The 18,081-nt window shown below is 64.9% G+C and carries 15 protein-coding genes and 1 tRNA gene; 10 read left to right on the top strand and 6 right to left on the bottom strand.

The genetic code is table 11. The annotated features are described in order from the left end of the window. The first annotated feature begins 12 nt into the window (after positions 1-12). Positions 13-306, top strand: a complete 294-nt coding sequence (gene fliT / locus ACFZCE_RS14830; protein WP_390940215.1) for a flagellar protein FliT — start codon at positions 13-15, stop codon at positions 304-306. Positions 307-466: 160 nt separating this feature from the next. Then, complete coding sequence (locus ACFZCE_RS14835) at positions 467-1,948, top strand: sigma 54-interacting transcriptional regulator (RefSeq protein ID WP_390940217.1); 1,482 nt, start codon at positions 467-469, stop codon at positions 1,946-1,948. 117 nt (positions 1,949-2,065) lie between these two features. Here ACFZCE_RS14835 and ACFZCE_RS14840 read toward each other — a convergent pair whose 3' ends face one another. From ACFZCE_RS14840 to ACFZCE_RS14850, 3 genes are all read right to left on the bottom strand, one after another. Further along, the gene (locus ACFZCE_RS14840; protein WP_390940219.1) at positions 2,066-3,247 is read right to left on the bottom strand and encodes a VWA domain-containing protein; all 1,182 of its coding nucleotides are present in this window, start codon (positions 3,245-3,247) and stop codon (positions 2,066-2,068) included. A gap of 9 nt (positions 3,248-3,256) precedes the next feature. Then, entirely contained in the window at positions 3,257-4,102 is an 846-nt protein-coding gene (locus ACFZCE_RS14845; protein ID WP_390940221.1) for an AAA family ATPase, read from the bottom strand. Between the two features lie 71 nt (positions 4,103-4,173). Next, positions 4,174-5,250 (bottom strand): DUF748 domain-containing protein, encoded by a 1,077-nt coding sequence (locus tag ACFZCE_RS14850; protein WP_390940223.1) that lies wholly within the window; start codon positions 5,248-5,250, stop codon positions 4,174-4,176. A 123-nt stretch (positions 5,251-5,373) separates the two neighbouring features. On the opposite strand from ACFZCE_RS14850, the gene cysK reads away from it, so the two are divergent. The 4 genes from cysK (at position 5,374) to ACFZCE_RS14870 (ending at position 9,689) form a co-directional block, all read left to right on the top strand. After that, complete coding sequence (gene cysK / locus ACFZCE_RS14855; RefSeq protein WP_390940225.1) at positions 5,374-6,345, top strand: cysteine synthase A; 972 nt, start codon at positions 5,374-5,376, stop codon at positions 6,343-6,345. 85 nt (positions 6,346-6,430) lie between these two features. After that, complete coding sequence (locus tag ACFZCE_RS14860; RefSeq protein ID WP_390940227.1) at positions 6,431-7,351, top strand: aldo/keto reductase; 921 nt, start codon at positions 6,431-6,433, stop codon at positions 7,349-7,351. Positions 7,352-7,362: 11 nt separating this feature from the next. After that, positions 7,363-8,685, top strand: coding sequence for an MFS transporter (locus ACFZCE_RS14865; protein ID WP_390940229.1), 1,323 nt, complete (start codon positions 7,363-7,365; stop codon positions 8,683-8,685). A gap of 65 nt (positions 8,686-8,750) precedes the next feature. After that, entirely contained in the window at positions 8,751-9,689 is a 939-nt protein-coding gene (locus ACFZCE_RS14870; RefSeq protein ID WP_390940231.1) for an aspartyl/asparaginyl beta-hydroxylase domain-containing protein, read from the top strand. Positions 9,690-9,833: 144 nt separating this feature from the next. Here ACFZCE_RS14870 and ACFZCE_RS14875 read toward each other — a convergent pair whose 3' ends face one another. Further along, entirely contained in the window at positions 9,834-11,459 is a 1,626-nt protein-coding gene (locus ACFZCE_RS14875) for a methyl-accepting chemotaxis protein (protein ID WP_390940628.1), read from the bottom strand. Positions 11,460-11,846: 387 nt separating this feature from the next. On the opposite strand from ACFZCE_RS14875, the gene ACFZCE_RS14880 reads away from it, so the two are divergent. Together ACFZCE_RS14880 and ACFZCE_RS14885 are read left to right on the top strand one after the other, a co-directional pair. Further along, the gene (locus ACFZCE_RS14880) at positions 11,847-12,515 is read left to right on the top strand and encodes a polysaccharide lyase family 7 protein (protein ID WP_390940233.1); all 669 of its coding nucleotides are present in this window, start codon (positions 11,847-11,849) and stop codon (positions 12,513-12,515) included. 54 nt (positions 12,516-12,569) lie between these two features. Then, positions 12,570-12,646, top strand: a tRNA-Val gene (locus ACFZCE_RS14885). A 368-nt stretch (positions 12,647-13,014) separates the two neighbouring features. Here ACFZCE_RS14885 and ACFZCE_RS14890 read toward each other — a convergent pair. Next, complete coding sequence (locus tag ACFZCE_RS14890) at positions 13,015-13,605, bottom strand: hypothetical protein (protein WP_390940235.1); 591 nt, start codon at positions 13,603-13,605, stop codon at positions 13,015-13,017. A gap of 267 nt (positions 13,606-13,872) precedes the next feature. Here ACFZCE_RS14890 and ACFZCE_RS14895 point away from each other — a divergent pair, with 267 nt between their 5' ends. After that, on the top strand, positions 13,873-15,210 hold the full coding sequence (locus ACFZCE_RS14895; protein WP_390940238.1) for an MFS transporter: 1,338 nt from the start codon (positions 13,873-13,875) through the stop codon (positions 15,208-15,210). Here the strand turns inward: ACFZCE_RS14895 and ACFZCE_RS14900 are convergent. Beyond that, entirely contained in the window at positions 15,197-16,567 is a 1,371-nt protein-coding gene (locus ACFZCE_RS14900; protein WP_390940240.1) for an NtaA/DmoA family FMN-dependent monooxygenase, read from the bottom strand. The genes ACFZCE_RS14895 and ACFZCE_RS14900 overlap by 14 nt on opposite strands. 248 nt (positions 16,568-16,815) lie before the next feature. Here ACFZCE_RS14900 and ACFZCE_RS14905 point away from each other — a divergent pair, with 248 nt between their 5' ends. Continuing rightward, positions 16,816-18,072 carry a CHASE4 domain-containing protein gene (locus ACFZCE_RS14905; protein ID WP_390940242.1) on the top strand — a complete coding sequence of 419 codons (1,257 nt, stop codon included), beginning with the start codon at positions 16,816-16,818 and terminating at the stop codon, positions 18,070-18,072. Positions 18,073-18,081: the final 9 nt, after the last annotated feature.

Genomic DNA, 18,081 nt, shown 5'->3' on the forward strand with positions numbered 1-18,081 from the left:
CAGGAGCCCGCCATGAGCGCCCTGCAACGAATCGAACACACTCGCCACGCCCTCGGCGAGGCCCTGGCAGCCCGTGACTGGGCTGCCATCGGCAGCCTCGACCTGCAATGCCGCCAGTGCCTCGACGGGGTGCTCAACGATCCTGAAATGGACGCCGAGCGCCTGCGCAGCAACCTTGAGCAACTGCTCGAACTGTACCGTGAACTGGTCGACGCCAGCCGCGGTGAACGGCAGGCGGCGTTCGAGGAAATGTCGCAATTTCGACAAGCTCGTAACGCTTCGAAGGTCTACCATCTGTTCAAATAGCGGCGTGCGGCGACACCGTTGCGCCATAAATTTGACTGTGCCGGGTTTTTTGACTTTACTAGTGACGAAGTTCACATTCGGCGCTGAGTTGGCGATACAATGCCACCTCATATCCTGAGCGCCTGAAGGGCATCCGGTTGACTAGGGAAGTTGCTATTGCATGTGGCGTGAAACCAAGATTCTGCTGATCGATGACGATAGCGTGCGCCGCCGTGACCTGGCGGTCATCCTGAATTTCCTCGGCGAAGACAACCTGCCCTGCGCGAGCGCAGACTGGCAGGGTGTCGTCGACTCGCTGGCGTCCAGCCGCGAGGTGCTGTGCGTGCTCGTCGGCACGGTGAACACACCCGGTGGCCCCTTGGGCTTGCTGAAAACCCTCGCGGGCTGGGATGAGTACCTCCCGGTGCTGCTGCTGGGCGATACCAGCCTGCCCGACCTGCCGGACGACCTGCGCCGGCGCGTGCTCTCCAACCTCGAGATGCCGCCGAGCTACAGCAAGCTGCTCGACTCGCTGCACCGCGCCCAGGTGTACCGTGAAATGTACGACCAGGCCCGCGAGCGCGGCCGCCAGCGCGAGCCCAACCTGTTCCGCAGCCTGGTCGGCACCAGCCGCGCCATCCAGCACGTGCGGCAGATGATGCAGCAAGTGGCCGACACCGACGCCAGCGTGCTGATCCTCGGCGAGTCCGGTACCGGCAAGGAAGTGGTCGCGCGCAACCTGCATTACCATTCCAAGCGCCGCGAAGCGCCGTTCGTGCCGGTCAACTGCGGCGCGATCCCGGCCGAGCTGCTCGAAAGCGAACTGTTCGGCCACGAGAAGGGCGCCTTCACCGGTGCCATCACCAGCCGCGCCGGGCGTTTCGAACTGGCCAACGGCGGTACGCTGTTCCTCGACGAAATCGGCGACATGCCGCTGCCGATGCAGGTCAAGCTGCTGCGCGTACTGCAAGAGCGCACCTTCGAGCGGGTCGGCAGCAACAAAACCCAGAGCATCGACGTGCGCATCATCGCCGCGACCCACAAGAACCTCGAAGGCATGATCGAGAGCGGGGCGTTCCGCGAAGACCTCTACTACCGCCTGAACGTGTTCCCGATCGAGATGGCGCCGCTGCGTGAGCGGGTCGAAGACATCCCGCTGCTGATGAACGAACTCATCTCGCGCATGGAGCACGAAAAACGCGGCTCGATCCGCTTCAACTCCGCGGCGATCATGTCGCTGTGCCGCCACGGCTGGCCGGGCAACGTGCGTGAACTGGCCAACCTGGTCGAGCGCATGGCGATCATGCACCCGTACGGGGTGATCGGCGTGTCGGAGTTGCCGAAGAAATTCCGCTACGTCGACGACGAAGACGAGCAATTGGTCGAAGGCCTGCGCAGCGACCTCGAAGAGCGCGTGGCGATCAACGGCCACGCGCCGGACTTCGCCAACAGCGCGATGCTGCCGCCGGAAGGCCTGGACCTGAAAGACTACCTCGGTGGCCTGGAGCAGGGGCTTATCCAGCAGGCCCTGGACGACGCCAACGGCGTGGTCGCCCGCGCCGCCGAACGCCTGCGCATCCGCCGTACCACCCTGGTGGAGAAGATGCGCAAGTACGGCATGAGCCGCCAAGGCGGGGAAGGGGACGAGCTGGGCGAGGATTGACCGGCCTTACCGGCCCTTCGCCCGGCACTCCGGCTGTGCCGGGCGATGGGCCAGGCAGTCTTGCCACGTAGGCAGCCCTTTAACCGCCCAGCCTTATCGGCGTTTCTTCCCACACCCTCAAGCCTTGGCCAAAAAGCGCATCCCTTCTTCCAGCCCGCTCAGCGTCAGCGGGTACATCTGCTCGTTCACCAACTCCCTGACCACCCCAGTCGACGCGGTGTAGTGCCACACGTCCTTGGGGTAGGGGTTGATCCAGATCAGCTTGCGAAACTTCGCCATGAAGCGCTGCATCCACAGGTAGCCGGCTTCTTCGTTCCAGTGCTCGACGCTGCCGCCAGGGTGGGTGATCTCGTAGGGCGCCATGGCCGCGTCGCCGACGAACACCACCTTGTAGTCATCGCCGTACTTGTGCAGCAGGTCGAAGGTGGCGGTGCGCTCGGAGGTGCGGCGCAGGTTGTTCTTCCACACGGTTTCATAGATGAAGTTGTGAAAGTAGAAGTACTCCAGGTGCTTGAACTCGCTTTTGCACGCCGAGAACAGCTCTTCACAGACCTTCACGTGGGCGTCCATCGAGCCGCCGATGTCGAGCAACAGCAGCAGCTTGACGCTGTTGCGCCGTTGCGGGCGCATCTGGATGTTCAATAACCCGGCGTCGCGCGCGGTGTGGTCGATGGTGCTGTCGATGTCCAGCTCGTCGGCGGCGCCGGCGCGGGCGAACTTGCGCAGCCGGCGCAGGGCGATCTTCACGTTGCGCGTGCCCAGTTCGACCTGGTCATCGAGGTTTTTGTACTGGCGCTGCTCCCAGACCTTTGCCGCCTTGCCCTGGCGCTGGCCGGCATCGCCGAGGCGCAGCCCCTCGGGGTTGAAGCCGCCCGAGCCGAACGGGCTGGTGCCGCCGGTGCCGATCCACTTGTTGCCGCCAGCATGCCGGCCCTTTTGCTCGGCCAGGCGCTGCTTGAAGGTTTCGATGAGTTTATCCAGCCCGCCGAGGGTCTGGATTTGCGCGCGCTCTTCGGGGCTCAGCGAGCGTTCGAATTCCTTGCGCAGCCAGTCTTCCGGGATCAGCGCCTCGAGGTGTTCGTCGAGCTGCTGCAGGCCGTTGAAGTAAGTGCCGAAGGCGCGGTCGAACTTGTCGAAGTGGCGCTCGTCCTTGACCAGGATCGCCCGCGCCAGAAAGTAAAAGGCGTCCATGTCGGCGAACGCCACGCGCTGCTGCAGGGCTTCGATCAGGTCGAGCAGCTCGCGCAGCGACACCGGCACCTTGGCCGCGCGCATTTCGGTGAACAGGTTCAGCAGCATGGGGCGCCCTCAGCGGTTGCCGCGGCGGCTCATGAACGCCAGGCGCTCGAGCAGCTGCACGTCGTGCTCGTTCTTGACCAGCGCGCCGGCCATCGGCGGGATGGCCTTGGTCGGGTCGCGCTCGCGCAGCACCGCTTCGCCGATGTCATCGGCCATCAGCAGCTTGAGCCAGTCGACCAGCTCGCTGGTGGAGGGTTTTTTCTTCAAGCCCGGCACCTTGCGCACGTCAAAGAACACCTCCAGCGCTTCGCTCACCAGCGCGGCCTTGATGCCAGGGAAGTGCACGTCGACGATTTTTTGCAGGGTCTGCCGGTCGGGAAAGGCGATGTAATGGAAGAAACAGCGGCGCAGAAAGGCGTCGGGCAGTTCTTTTTCGTTGTTGGAGGTAATGATGATGATCGGCCGCTGCCGCGCGCGGATGGTCTCGTCGGTTTCATAGACGTAGAACTCCATGCGGTCGAGTTCCTGCAGCAGGTCATTGGGGAACTCGATGTCGGCCTTGTCGATCTCGTCGATCAACAGCACCACCCGCTCGTCGGCCTCGAACGCCTCCCACAGCTTGCCCTTCTTGATGTAGTTGCGCACCTCGTGCACCCGCTCCACGCCCAGTTGCGAGTCGCGCAGGCGGCTGACCGCGTCGTACTCGTAAAGGCCCTGGTGGGCCTTGGTGGTCGACTTGATGTGCCAGGTGATCAGCCGCGTGCCGAAGGCTTCGGCCAGTTGCTCGGCCAGCAGGGTTTTGCCGGTGCCCGGCTCGCCCTTGACCAGCAGCGGGCGCTGCAGCGTGATCGCCGCGTTCACGGCCAGCTTGAGGTCGTCGGTGGCGACGTACGCCGGGGTGCCTTCGAATTTCATTGCGCGTGCCTCTTGCTGGGCGCCGGAGTGGGCGGGGACGGTCGGCCTTCGATGATAACGCCGCGGCGCCCTCAGTTGGAGGGTGGGCCCTGTTCATATCGGGCATTGAATGCCCGGATAAAGCCATTGCGGAGAATTTCCAGAAACGCCTGGAAGGCGCTGACGTTCTGCTGGTGCACGTTGCCGGAGAGGTCTACGCGGGTGGCGAACTGGTTTTTCGCCTGGTTCTTCAGCACGCTTTCGGTGCCGCCCACCAGCGCTTCCCACACCGAGCGGAATACGCTTTTATCGCGGTTCTCGACATCCTGCTGCCAGTTGAACACTTCGACATCGTGCAGCAGCGGCTTGATGTAGCCGGTCACTTCAGCCTTGCGCGCCTGGGCTTCGATCACCAGGTCGCCCGAGCCCTTGTTGAAGTCGAACTTGCCGTAGGCGCTGGCGAAATCATTGAGCCGGCGCAGCTCCACGCCGGTGGCGCGCAGGCGCAGCTCGAAGTCTTCGAAGTTGTTCATCGGGTCGAAGGTCGCCTCGGCGCTCAGCGGCGCTTCGCCGAACAGCTGGGCGTGGCCCTCGAAGCGCGCGTCGCGGCTGCCGGCGGGGTTCTGCACGTTGGTCAGGTTGTACAGGCTGGCCTGCACCGAAGTGGCCTTGAGGTTCACCGGCGGCTTGGAAGTGAAGTTGCGAAACGCCAGGGTGCCGTCGATCACCTGCAACTGGTTGAGGGTAAAGGGCACGATCTTGTTCAGCTCGGCGCGCCAGTCGGTGCCGCCACCGGTTTGGCTGGCGCTGTCGTTGTCCTTGCCGCCGTCGACGAAGTTCAGCACCGGGCGGGTGAAGGTCGCCTCGCCGACCACGGCGTGGTCATACCACAGCGAATGCCAACTGATGGCCAGGTCGATCAGCGGCGCGTCGAGCAGCGGCACCGGCACCTTGCCGTCGCGCTTGGTGATGCTCAGGCCGTTGATGCGGTAGGCGCCACGCCACAGGGCCAGGTCTACATCGGCTATGTGGCCGGAATACTCGCCCATGTTCGCCAGTTTGCCATTGAGGTAGTTGCGCACCAGCAGCGGCAGTGCCAGCTGCAGCACAACCAGCAGCACCACGAGCAGCGCCAGGATGCCCAGCGGCCAACGGTAGCGAGGTTTCATCGGGCGTGTTCCAAGGGTGATGGATAGATGGACTGCACGCTGCGGCAGACGTTCGACTAGACGCCCGGGCTGGCCCAGGCTTACCCTTTGGCCTAGAACCGTTTACCCAACAAGGACCCTTTCATGAGCCGCATCTACGCCGACAACGCCCACTCCATCGGCAACACCCCGCTGGTGCAGATCAACCGCCTGGCGCCGCGCGGCGTGACCATCCTGGCCAAGATCGAGGGGCGCAACCCCGGCTATTCGGTCAAGTGCCGGATTGGCGCCAACATGATCTGGGACGCCGAAAGCAGCGGCCGCCTGAAGCCGGGCATGACCATCGTCGAGCCCACCTCCGGCAACACCGGCATTGGCCTGGCCTACGTGGCCGCCGCCCGCGGCTACAAGCTGGTGCTGACCATGCCCGCCTCAATGAGCCTGGAGCGGCGCAAGGTGCTAAAGGCCCTGGGCGCCGAGCTGGTACTCACCGAACCGGCCAAGGGCATGAAGGGCGCGATCGCCAAGGCCGAGGAACTGGCGCAAGACACCGCCCAGTACTTCATGCCGGCGCAGTTCGACAACCCGGCCAACCCGGCCATCCATGAAAAAACCACCGGCCCGGAAATCTGGAAAGACACCGACGGCGCGGTCGATGTGCTGGTCGCTGGGGTGGGTACCGGCGGCACCATCACCGGGGTGTCGCGCTACATCAAGCACACCTGCGGCAAATCGATCCTGAGCGTGGCAGTAGAGCCGGTGGGGTCGCCGGTGATCAGCCAAACCCTGGCCGGCGAGCCGGTGCAGCCGGCGCCGCATAAAATCCAGGGCATTGGCGCCGGTTTTGTGCCGAAAAACCTTGACCTGTCGCTGGTCGACCGGGTCGAGCAGGTGGGCGACGAAGAGGCCAAGGCCATGGCCATCCGGCTGATGCGCGAAGAAGGCATCCTCTGTGGTATCTCCTGCGGCGCGGCGATGGTGGCGGCGGTGCGCCTGGCGGAAAAACCGGAGATGCAGGGCAAGACCCTGGTGGTGATCCTGCCGGATTCCGGCGAGCGTTACTTGTCGAGCATGCTCTTCAGCGACCTGTTTACGGAGCAAGAACTGCAGGCTTGAGGGTTTCAAGATATTACAGAACCCTGCGCTAGACACATTCGGTACCATACTTGCTCCCTTCACCCCCTGAAGGGAGCAAGTTACTATGCCTACCCGCCGCGATTTGCTTCAGGCCACCGGCGCCCTGGCCGGCCTGGCCGCCTGCCACGCGCTGTGGCCATCACTGGCGCTGGCCGCCGAGCTGGCGCAACGGCCGATCCCCAGCAGCGGTGAGCGCCTGCCGATCATCGGCCTCGGCACCTCGCAAACCTTCAACGTCAACCCCGCCGATGGCGCGGCCATGGCGCCGCTGCGCGAGGTGATGCAAGCCTTTGTGCAAGGCGGCGCGCGGCTGATCGACACCGCCCCCAGCTATGGCGATGCCGAGGCGGTCAGTGGCGAGCTGGTGCACAGCGGCGGGCTGCGCGACCGGGTGTTCTTGGCCACCAAGGTGTCGGCCAGCGGCCAGCTTGGCGGCATGCAGCAGATCGAACAGAGCTTCAAGGCCCTGCAAACCGAGCGGATCGATCTGATCCAGGTGCACAACCTGGCCGATACCACCACCAACCTCGGCATCCTGCGGGCGCTAAAGGCTCAGGGCCGGGTGCGCTACATCGGTGTGACCCATTACCTCGAATCCGCCCACGAACGCCTGTTGCAGGTGTTGCAACAGGAACCGGTGGACTTCGTGCAGTTCAACTACTCGGTGAGCGAGCGCAATGCCGAGAAGCGCCTGTTGCCGTTTTGCGCCGACAAGGGCATCGCGGTGTTGGTCAACCGCGCCTTCGATGCCGGCCGGCTGTTTGCCCAGGTCAAGGGCAAGCCGGTGCCGGAGTGGGCGCAGAACGAGCTGCAAGCCAGCAGTTGGGCGCAGTTGCTGCTGAAGTTCGTGCTCGCCAGCCCGGCGGTGACCACGGTGATACCGGCCACCTCCAACCCGCGCTACATGCTCGACAACCTGCTTGCCGGCCAGGGCCCGATGCCCGATGCTGGCCAGCGTGAACGCATCGCCCAGGCCTTTGCCTGAAGGAGCCCGCCATGCACCCGGCGGCTAGCCGCCTGGCCCGCGCACTGGGCTGCCCCGACCAAGAACTGCGCCCGGCGCTGGCCGGCTTTGGTTTGTTCTTTTGCCTGTTCTGCGGGTACTTCATGCTGCGCCCGATCCGCGAAGCGATGGGCATCCAGGCCGGGGTGCAGAACCTGCAATGGTTGTTCACCGCCACCTTCATCGCCACCTTGGTGGCGGTGCCGCTGCTGGCCTGGCTCAACTCGGTCGTGCCGCGGCGGCGCTTCATCGACTGGACCTTCGGCTTCTTCTGCCTGAACCTGCTGGGCTTTGCCGCGGCCTTCCACTGGCAGGGCGATGGCGTGGCCCTGGCACGGGCGTTTTATGTGTGGATCTCGGTGTACAACCTGTTCGTGGTGTCGGTGGCCTGGAGCCTGATGGCCGATGTGTTCGACGCCGCCCAGGCGCGCCGGCTGTTTGCCTTTATCGCCGCCGGCGCTAGCGTTGGCGGGCTGCTCGGGCCGGCGTTCAGCGCGGCGCTGGTGGGCGTGTTCGACGCCAGCGGGCTGGCGCTGTTGGCCAGTGCGCTGCTGGGCCTGGCGATTGGCTTGAAGCAGTACCTGATGCACTGGCGCGAAACCGGCGGCGCCGGCCGCCCAGGCGCGCCGCCCGCGGAAAACCCGCGGCAACCGGTGGCCGGCAACCCGTTCAGCGGGGTCACCACCGTGCTGGCCTCACCGTACCTGCTGGCGATGTGCGCGTTTGTGGTGTTGCTGGCCACGGTGAGCACCTTTTTGTATTTCGAGCAGGCGCGGGTGGTGGCCGAGCGCTTTAGCAGCCGTGACGAGCAGGTGCGGGTGTTTGGCCTGCTCGATGTGATCGTGCAGGCTGGGGCGCTGCTGTCGCAGTTGTTTCTTACCGGCCGCCTGGCTGAGCGGCTGGGCCTGCGGGTGCTGCTGGCGATGGTGCCGGTGCTGATGTGCCTGGGTTTGGTGGGCCTGGCGCTGCTGCCGGGGTTTGGCCTGCTGGCGGCGGTGATGATCGTGCGCCGGGTGGGCGAGTACGCGTTCATCCGCCCGGGGCGAGAGATGCTCTTCGCGCCGCTGGAGGCGCAGGCCAAGTACAAGGCCAAGCAGTTCATCGACACCGTGGTGTACCGCGGCGGCGATGCCGCCAGCGGCTGGGCAAAAAGCCTGCTCGACGCCGCCGGCCACGGTGCCTGGTTGCCGGCGCTGGTGGGCGCGGCCTGCGCGGCGGTGTGGGCGGCGCTGGGCTGGTACTTGGGCGGGCGGCAGGGGCCCGGGCTACAGCGTGGCGCGGATGAAAACCTTGACGCTGAGCAAGTACCGCGCTGAAAGGCGGGTTTTGGTGCGGGCGTTTCAGGTTTATGATGCCGCACTGCCTATTGGAGGTTCCCTGCATGTCCGTTTCGTTCGGCGCCAAGGCGCTGGTGCTGCTGCTGTTCATCGGCAGCACGCTCTACGTGCACCTACGCGGTAAGGCGCGCCTGCCCGTGCTGCGCCAGTTCGTTAACCATTCGGCGCTGTTCGCCCCTTATAACGCCCTGATGTACTTGTTTTCCGGGGTGCCGTCCAAGCCTTACCTGGACCGTTCGCGCTTTCCCGAGCTGGACCTGCTGAAGAACAACTGGCAGGTGATCCGCGAAGAGGCCATGCACCTGTTCGACGAGGGCTACATCCGCGCCGCGGAAAAGAACAACGACGCCGGCTTCGGTTCGTTCTTCAAGAAGGGCTGGAAGCGCTTTTACCTGAAGTGGTACGACAAAGCCCTGCCCTCGGCCGAAGCGCTGTGCCCGCAAACCGTGGCGCTGGTCAACGCGCTGCCCAACGTGAAGGGCGCGATGTTTGCCCTGCTGCCCGGCGGCAGCCACCTGAACCCGCACCGCGACCCCTTCGCCGGCTCCCTGCGCTACCACCTGGGCCTGGCCACGCCGAACTCCGACGCCTGCCGGATCTACGTAGACGGCCAGGCCTACGCCTGGCGCGACGGCGAAGACGTGATGTTCGATGAAACCTTCGTGCACTGGGTGAAGAACGAAACCGAGCACACCCGGGTGATCCTCTTCTGCGACATCGAGCGGCCACTGTCGAACCGCCTGATGACCGCGGTCAACCGCCGCGTCAGCGCCTTCCTCGGCCGCGCCACCGCGCCGCAGAACCTCGACGACGAACGCGTGGGCGGGATCAACCAGGCCTACGCCTGGAGCAAGCGCTTCAGCGACCGCATGAGCGGCGGCATGAAGCAGTTCAAGCGCAAACACCCGAAAGCCTACCGCGTGGCCCGGCCGGTGGTGGCGGTGGTGGTGTTGGTGGCGTTGGGGTACTGGCTTTTCGGCTGAGCCGAAAAGCAGGGGGAAGGGGCAAGCTGCAAGCGGCAAGTAAAAGCAACAGCTGATTGGTCAGCTTTTGCTCTTGCATTTGCCTTTACTTACCGCTTGCAGCTTCCAACTTGCCCCTAGCCGCTAGCCCCGCTAGCGGCCCACCTATAACCTGAACTTCGCCATCATCTCATCCAGCTCCACCGCCAGCCGGCCCAGTTCCTGGCTGGCCAGGCTGGTCTGTTGCGCGCCGGTGGCGCTTTGCAGCGACAGGTCGCGGATGCGCACCAGGTTGCGGTCCACTTCGCGGGCCACCTGGGCTTGCTGTTCGGCGGCGCTGGCGATCACCTGGTTGCGTTCGTCGATGCCCGCCACCGAGCGGGAAATATCCCCCAGCACGTCCCGCGCGGCCTGGGCGCGGTCGCGGGTGCGGCCGGCCTGGGTGGCGCTGGCGGCCAGGGCGTTGACCGCCTGGCCGGTGCCTTGGTGGATGCCGTCCATCATTTGTTCGATCTCGCGGGTCGACACCCCGGTGCGGTGCGCCAGGCCGCGTACCTCATCGGCAACCACCGCGAAACCGCGGCCCACTTCGCCGGCGCGGGCGGCTTCGATGGCGGCGTTCAGCGCCAGCAGGTTGGTTTGGTCGGCAACGTTGCGGATCACGTCGAGCACCTTGTTGATGCCTTGGGTTTGCTCTGCCAGGCGGCGCGCGTGGTCGGCCGCCTGCTCGACCTGATCGGCTAGGCGGCCGATGTCGTGCATGGTGTCGTCCAGTTGCTGCTGGCCTTTTTGCACGGCATCGCTGGAGTTGCGCGACTCGCTGGAGGTCGACACCGCGTTGCCGGCGACTTCTTCTACGGCCTGGGTCATCTCGGTCACCGCGGTGGCGGCCATTTCGATTTCGCTGTACTGCTGCTGCATGCCTTCGGCACTGTCGTGCATGATTGCGCCCATCTCCTGGGTCGCCGAATTCAAGCGCCCCACGGTGCTGCCGATCTGGCTGATCACCTGGTGCAGTTGGTCGCGCATGTGCCCCAGTTCATCGAGCAGTTGCGCGGTTTCGTCGGTGCCATGGCCGTGCACCGCTTCGTGCAGGTTGCCGGCGGCCACGGTGCGCGCCACTTGCAGCGCCTGGCGCAGTGGGCGGGTGATGCTCACCGTCAGGCGCCAGGCCAGCAGCAGGGTCAGCACCAGGGTGGCGGCCAGTACCGCCGGCACCACGATGCGGGTTTGCTGGGCGCTGGCGGCGGCCTCGGCCAGGGCTTCGGCGGAGGTTTGCTTGTTCAGCTCGCGCAGCAACTGCACTTGCATGTCCATCAGCCCGCCCTGGATGTCGAGGGCCATGCCGGTTTGGTTGATGGCGTCGTTGATCTGGTTCGCCTCCACCAGCGAGATGCCTTTTTTCACCGAATCGAGGAACGGCAGGTAGGCGTCGCGCAGCAGTTTGACCGAGTCCAGCTCGGCGCCCGGCTTGAGCCGCGCCACGTATTCGCTGAAGCCCTGATTGAGCGAGCCCGATAGCTGCTCGACGTTGATCTTGCGGTTGACTGTTTCCGCCGGGTCGTTGGCGTGGGCTTGCAGCAGCACCGCCTCGGTGCGCAGCTTGGCCAGGTCCAGGGCGATGGCGTCGGCCTGGGCGATACTGGTCATCGGCCCTTGCTCGATCAGCTCGCCTTGCTGGCGGATGCCTTGCATTTCATACAGGCAGAAGGCGCCCAGGCCGGCCAGCAGCACGGCGCTGATGCCGAACCCGGCGAACAGCCGCTTGCCGATGCTCAAACGGCGCAGCAACGGCTGGCGTGGGGTTTTGGTGCGGCGGGTAACACGAGACAGTACGGACACGACAGGCAACCTGTGAACGTTGTGAAAACCTGTACGTGTGTACCAGCGCAAGATGATGGCTTTGTGACACGGAGTGATCGCTGTCACAGTTTCTTCATCGAACGTTCAAAAAAACCGCGTATGGCCCGACGAACGGCATTTTTGCGGATCCCGTTATTTCACGCGGGCTGGGCCGTAATAGCCTTTTGATAGGCTGGCCAAATGCCTTTATTTCCTTGAGAAATAAGGGTGTTCAAACATTCAGATAGCTCTTATAAAGCGCGCCTTGTTTGATCCGGACGATCACCTCAACCCCCAAAGGAAGACCCTATACAGCCCTTGTACAAGGCACCGCGCATGATTGACCTCGCAGTCTGGAACCTCAGTATCCCGGTGGGCAGCCCACCGAAAACCGTAGAAACCCCGCAGTTGGTCAAGGGGTACAACGACAAGTACTTCAACTCCGATGGTGGCAAGTTGTTCTTCTGGGCACCGGTCACCGGCGCGAAAACCGCCAACGCCATCTACCCGCGCACCGAACTGCGGGAAACCTTCAAGGACGGCGCCCTGCGCAACTGGAAGTACGCCGAGGCCAACAACATCCTGCGGGCCACGGTGCAGGTGAGCAAGGTGCCGAGTTCGGGCAAGGTGGTGATCGGGCAGATCCACTGCTACGAGAGCACCAAGCCGATGCTCAAGCTTGAGTACCAGTACAGCGACAGCCGCCAGACCGGCAAGATCGTCGCCAAGCTGCGGCGCAACCCGAAGCAGTCTGAAGCGCAGGTGATCACCGTGGCCGACAACGTGCCGCTGAACACCCGCTTCAAGTACATGATCCACCTTGGCAAGGCCGGGGACCTTTCGGTGGCCGCCCGTGACCAGGCCTACCAGACGAGCATCGGCTCGGCCTGGAAGAACGAAAGCCTGTACTTCAAGGCCGGCGTGTACACCCAGGACAACACCGGCTACAGCAGCGAAGGAGGCCAGGTGTTGTTCAGCCAGCTGAGCGCCAAGCACAGCAACTGATGGCGCGAAGGTATTGACACGGAAGCAAAAACCCGTAAAATGCCGCGCCACAGCAGGCACATAGCTCAGTTGGTTAGAGCACCACCTTGACATGGTGGGGGTCGTTGGTTCGAGTCCAATTGTGCCTACCAGATGCTGAAAAAGGGCGATCCGCGAGGGTCGCCCTTTTTTGTGCTCGCCTGCTTTGTGCCAGGCTTCAGGGCCCTTCTCGCGGTATCCCGGCTGTGCCGGCCCAAACGCCAGGCAGAAAAAAGCCCGCCTGGGGAACGCGGGCTATGAAAGCAATAATGAGGAGCTTCGAGGCTTCATATTGCCGCCGCGCCTGTGAAAACGGCGTGAACTGACGGTGAAAAACCCCTGATCCCCAGCGAAAACCTCAAACTCAAGGCAAAGAAAAGCCCGCACGCGGCGGGCTAAAGATGTCATGAGGAGCTGGTGTTGAATCTACGCACCCCACTGTGAAAACGCCGTGAACCGGGTGTGAAAATGTCCTGCCCGGTCAGGGTTGTTTGCTGATGCTTTTCACCAGGGTGTCGTGGCCGGCCTTGTCGCTGGCGCGGGAGATCACCTGCACCAACGACATGGTCGGGCCAGAGCCGGCCAGGAAGGTCGACGACAGGGTCGGGCCGCCGCCCATGCTGGCGGTGCTGTCGACCTGCTCAACGCCCAGCTTGCCGAGGGTAAAGCGCTTCTCGCCGGTTTTCTTGAAGTCTGGCAGGGCCTGGGCCTGCTGCTTGAGGAAACCTTCGGTGGCGCCGGAGAGGAATTCGTCGTCGTTGTCACCGGTGGTCACGCCGTTGGGGATCGGCACCTCGGTGACCATCACCACCCGGCGCTGCGCCTGGTTCATGTACATCACGCCTTTGGCGCCGCCAGTGCCGCTGTTGGCATCGCCCGCGGGCAGGGCGGTTTGCGCGTAGCCGGCCGGCAGGCTGAAGGCGAACTTGCCACCCAGGGTGCTGACCGTTTGCGCCTTGGTGCTGGCGGGCGCGGTGGCCTCGGCTGCCTGGGCGGTGTTCAGGCCGGCCAGCGGCAGCAGCAGGGCGGTGCACAGGGCCAGGGGGCGCAGGTGGGAAAAGCGAACAGGCATGTGGAGCTCCAGGATCGATTGCGAACTGTAAAAAGGAGTGCCATGGGCGGCGCGGGTTCCGATCATTCTGGCAAGAGAAACAGATTTTAATGTTTAAGGTGTAGGAAAAAACCGTAAAAACCCGGCGCGGCCCTCTAGCCCGCGGCCCGCCCGGGAGTGCATTGACAGCCCGAAAAGCCGCACATAGGATGTCGTACAAACCCGTTCGCAGGCGTAAGCGGCGGGGCCGTTTCACGGTCAATAACAAGAACAAAAGGAATGCGCACCATGACCACACCGGTTATGCCCCAGCCCCATGCCCCGCTCAAAACCGCCACCGCCAGTGCCACCCGCGCCAGCCGCTACCGCTGGACGATCTGCGCGCTGTTGTTCATCGCCATCGGCATCAACTACATCGACCGGCAGATGATCGGCATCCTCAAGCCCACCCTGCAGGCCGACCTGAAGTGGTCGGAAACCGACTACGCCAGCATCGTGTTCTGGTTCCAGTGCGCCTACGCCATTGGCTTTCTCACCTTCGGCCGGATCATCGACAAGGTCGGGGTGCGCGTGGGTTACGCGCTGGCCTTCAGCCTGTGGACGCTCGCGAGCATCTGCCATGGCCTGGTCAACAGCGTGCTGCAGTTCGCCCTGGCACGGTTTGCCCTGGGCTTTGGTGAGTCGGGCAGCTTCCCGGCCAGCCTGAAGGCGGTGTCGGAGTGGTTCCCGCAAAAGGAACGCGCCCAGGCCACCGGCCTGTTCAACGCCGGCACGGCGATGGGCCCGATCATCACGCCGCTGTTGGTGCCGGCCATCACTCTGGCCTGGGGCTGGCGCGCGGCGTTTATCTCGATTGGCGTGGTCACCGCGCTGTGGCTGCTGGCCTGGGTGCTGATGTACCGCCGCCCCCACGAGCACTCGCAGGTCAACAGCCAGGAGCTGGCGTACATCCAGGCCGGCGACAACACCCCCACCCGGCCGGGCGAAGCGGTGAAGCTGTCGTGGTTCAAGCTGCTGACCTTCCGGGAAACCTGGGCCTACGCCGCAGGCAAGTTCCTCACCGACCCGATCTGGTGGCTGTACCTGTTCTGGCTGCCGGATTTTCTCGGTAAAACCTACGGGCTCGACTTGAAGTCGTTCGGCCCACCGCTGATTGCCGTGTACATCCTTGCCGACGTGGGCTCGGTGCTCGGCGGCTGGGGCTCGTCGAAACAAATGAAGGGCGGGCGCAGTGCCAACGCCGCGCGCAAAACCACCATGCTGCTGTGCGCGCTGGCGGTGGTGCCGATCGTCACCGCACAGTTCGTCAGCAGCCTGTGGCTGGTGGTGGCGATCATCGGCCTGGCCGCCGCCGCCCACCAGGCCTGGTCGGCCAACCTGATGACCTTGCCCTCAGACCTCTTCCCCAAGCAGGCGGTGGCCTCGGTGATCGGCATCGGCGGCATGGCCGGGGCCATCGGTGGCATGCTGATGACCACCTACAACGGCTACATCCTCGAAGTGTTCAAAAGCTACCAGCCGATCTTCATCGTCGCCGGCAGTGCCTACCTGGTGGCGATCGTGGTGATCCACCTGCTCACGCCGAAGCTCAAGCCGGTGCCGCTGGCCAGCCTCAGCGCGGGTTGAGCTGGCGGTAGCCGCTGCCGGGGTGGTTCGCCGGCAGCCGTGGGCCAGCGCCTAGCAGCTTGTGGCGCAGGGTGCCTTCGGCGTAAGCGCTTTTGAAGCGGCCGCGGCTTTGCAGTTCGGGGGTCACGTGCGCGATGAAGTCGGCGTAGCTTTCCGGGGTGACGATGCGCGTGAGGTTGAAGCCGTCGATGCCGGTGTCGTCGACCCAGCCCAGCAGTTGCTCGGCCACCTGCGCGCCAGAGCCGACCAGCGCCGGGTAGCGGCCGCCGAGGGCGTTCTGCTCGAGCAACTGGCGCACCGTCCAGCCCGGGTGGGCGGCGAGGGTGTTCTGCGCTGACTCGATCGCGTTGGTTTTTTCGAAGCGGATCGGCTCATCCAGGCCGAAGCGGGCCAGGTCGATGCCGGTCGAGGCCGAGTAGTGCGCCAGGCCCGCCTCGGGGCTGGCGTAGCGCAGGTACTCGCCGTGCTTGTCGCGGGCCTCGGCTTCGCTGGCGGCGGTGACCACGCTGATGCCCATGAACACCTTCACCGCCTGCGGGTCGCGCCCGGCCTGGCGCGCCGCCTCGCGGATCGCCGCGACCTGGCGGGTGGTGGCGGCGCGGTCCTGGCTGGAGATGAACACACACTCGGCATGCTGCCCGGCAAACCGCACGCCACGGCCCGAGGAACCGGCCTGAAACAGCACCGGCGTGCGCTGCGGCGAGGGCTCGCAGAGGTGGTAGCCATCGACCTGGTAGAACTCGCCACGGTGCTCGATGCGGTGCACCTTGCCCGGCTGGGCGTACACCCGCGTGCCGCGGTCGGCCAGCACGGCGCCGTCTTCCCAACTGCCTTCCCAGAGTTTGTAGAGCACCTGCAGGTATTCGTCGGCCTGGTCATAGCGGCGGTCGTGGGCCACCTGCGCTGGCCGGCCCATGGCGCGGGCGGCGCTGTCGAGGTAACCGGTGACGATGTTCCAGCCCACCCGGCCCTCGGTAAGGTGGTCCAGTGTCGACAGCCGCCGGGCGAACAGGTAAGGCAGTTCGTAGCTGAGGTTGCCGGTCAGGCCGAAGCCCAGGTGGGTGGTGGCGCCGGCCATGGCCGAGACCAGCATCATCGGGTCGTTGACCGGCAGTTGGATGCTCTCTTGCAGGGGCAGCGCTACGTTGCCCCGGTAGACGTCGTACACGCCAAGGATGTCGGCCAGGAACAGCCCGTCGAACAGGCCTTTTTCCAGCAGTTGGGCGAGGCTGGTCCAGTAGCTCAGGCGGTGGTAGTCGGCCGAGCGGTCGCGCGGGTGGGTCCATAGCCCGTGGTTGATGTGGCCCACGCAGTTCATGTTGAAGGCGTTGAGCAGGATCTGTTTGTTCGCTGGCATACCGGGCGCTCGCAAGGCGTGGAGAGGGTAAGGGCCCGGTGGTCCGGTGAGGGCAGGGTAGGCACTGCCCGGGGTGCGGCAAAATAGCCTTTTGGAATAAGCATACGCAGGCCGAACGGCAGGCTACGCTCAACCGTCAAGGTTCACAGGCAGACTAAAGGATAAGGGCCTGAAGCCCTCCAGTTGCCGCGCAGGATGCCGATATTGAGACATAATCGATTCAAACGCCGCTCGTACGGGTTGCCAGCATGAATGCCCCAGCCGATGTGCATGCCTACCGCCGCACCACGCGCCGCGCGATGCTCGGGCTGAACGCGCTGGTGGGGTTGTTGTTCATCGGCGCGATCGTGGCGTTGGTGTTCATCGCCCGCCACGAAGACCAGCACCAACTTCGCCACAGCGAGGCCGACGCCAACCGGGCGGTCAACGCCAGCGTCGAAACCCTCAGCCGCGCGGCCAAGGACTACGCCATCTGGGACGACGGCTACCGCCACCTGGGCGGCCCCAGCGTCGACCTGCACTGGGCACTGGAAGACAACAACCTCGGCCCGGCGATGACCAACACCTATTCGCTCGACGGCGTGTTCGTGGTCAACGACCAGGGCGCCACCCTGTATGGGCTGGTGCACAGCCTGCCGCGGCCGCTGCCACTGGGGCGCCTGGTCAGTGGCGACCTGGCGCCGTTGCTGGCGGCGGCGCGCGAGGGCGCGGCGCAGGGCGACGTGGCCCAGGGGTTTTTTCTGGTCGCTGGGCAGCCGGCGATCGTCCATGCCGCGGCCATCCGCCCGCAACTGATGCCCACCGACCGCAGCGCGCAAAGCCTTTCGGTGCTGGTGTTCGTCTACGTGCTGGACCCCACCCGCCTGCAGCGCCTGGCCGATGATTATGAACTCGACGGCTTGGTCGCCGAGCTGGGCGACGAGCCGGCGCAAACCCAGGCCAGCCTGTTGGCTAAGGCCGATTATGGCTCGACCCTGCGCTTGCGCTGGTACGCCGAGGCACCGGGGGATGTGTTCCTGCGCACCTTGCTGCCGCTGCTGGCGCTGATTTTCGCGCTGTGCACGGTGGTGGCGGTGTACTTCTACCGTTCAGCGCTGCGCACCGCGGAAATGATCGACCAGTGGCGCGAGCAGGGCCTGCAGGCGCGGGCGCGCTATCGGGCGGTGGCTGAAGCGGCCTCGGACTGGATCTGGGAAACCGACGCCCAGGGTTGGCTCACCTACCTCTGCGAGCGCTTCGAGCCGGCCACCGGCTTTGCCGCCGAGCAATGGCTGGGGCGGCCCTTGGTCACCCTGCTGGAATACAACCACCCGCTGTTCGCCAGCAACGCCCTGGCCGACGCACCCGGGCGCTGGCGCCAGGTGCCGTGCCGGCTGCGCGATGCCAGCGGGCACTGGCACGACTGCCAGCTCACGGTGCGCGCGGTGCTCGAGGGCAACGCCTTGGTGGGTTACCGCGGCAGTGTGCTGGATTTGTCCGGGGCGTTGGGCAGCAGTACGGTTTAAGGGCGCACA

Origin of the sequence: Pseudomonas sp. NPDC007930 (assembly GCF_042958985.1) — a bacterium.
In the GTDB taxonomy this organism is placed as follows: Bacteria; Pseudomonadota; Gammaproteobacteria; order Pseudomonadales; family Pseudomonadaceae; genus Aquipseudomonas.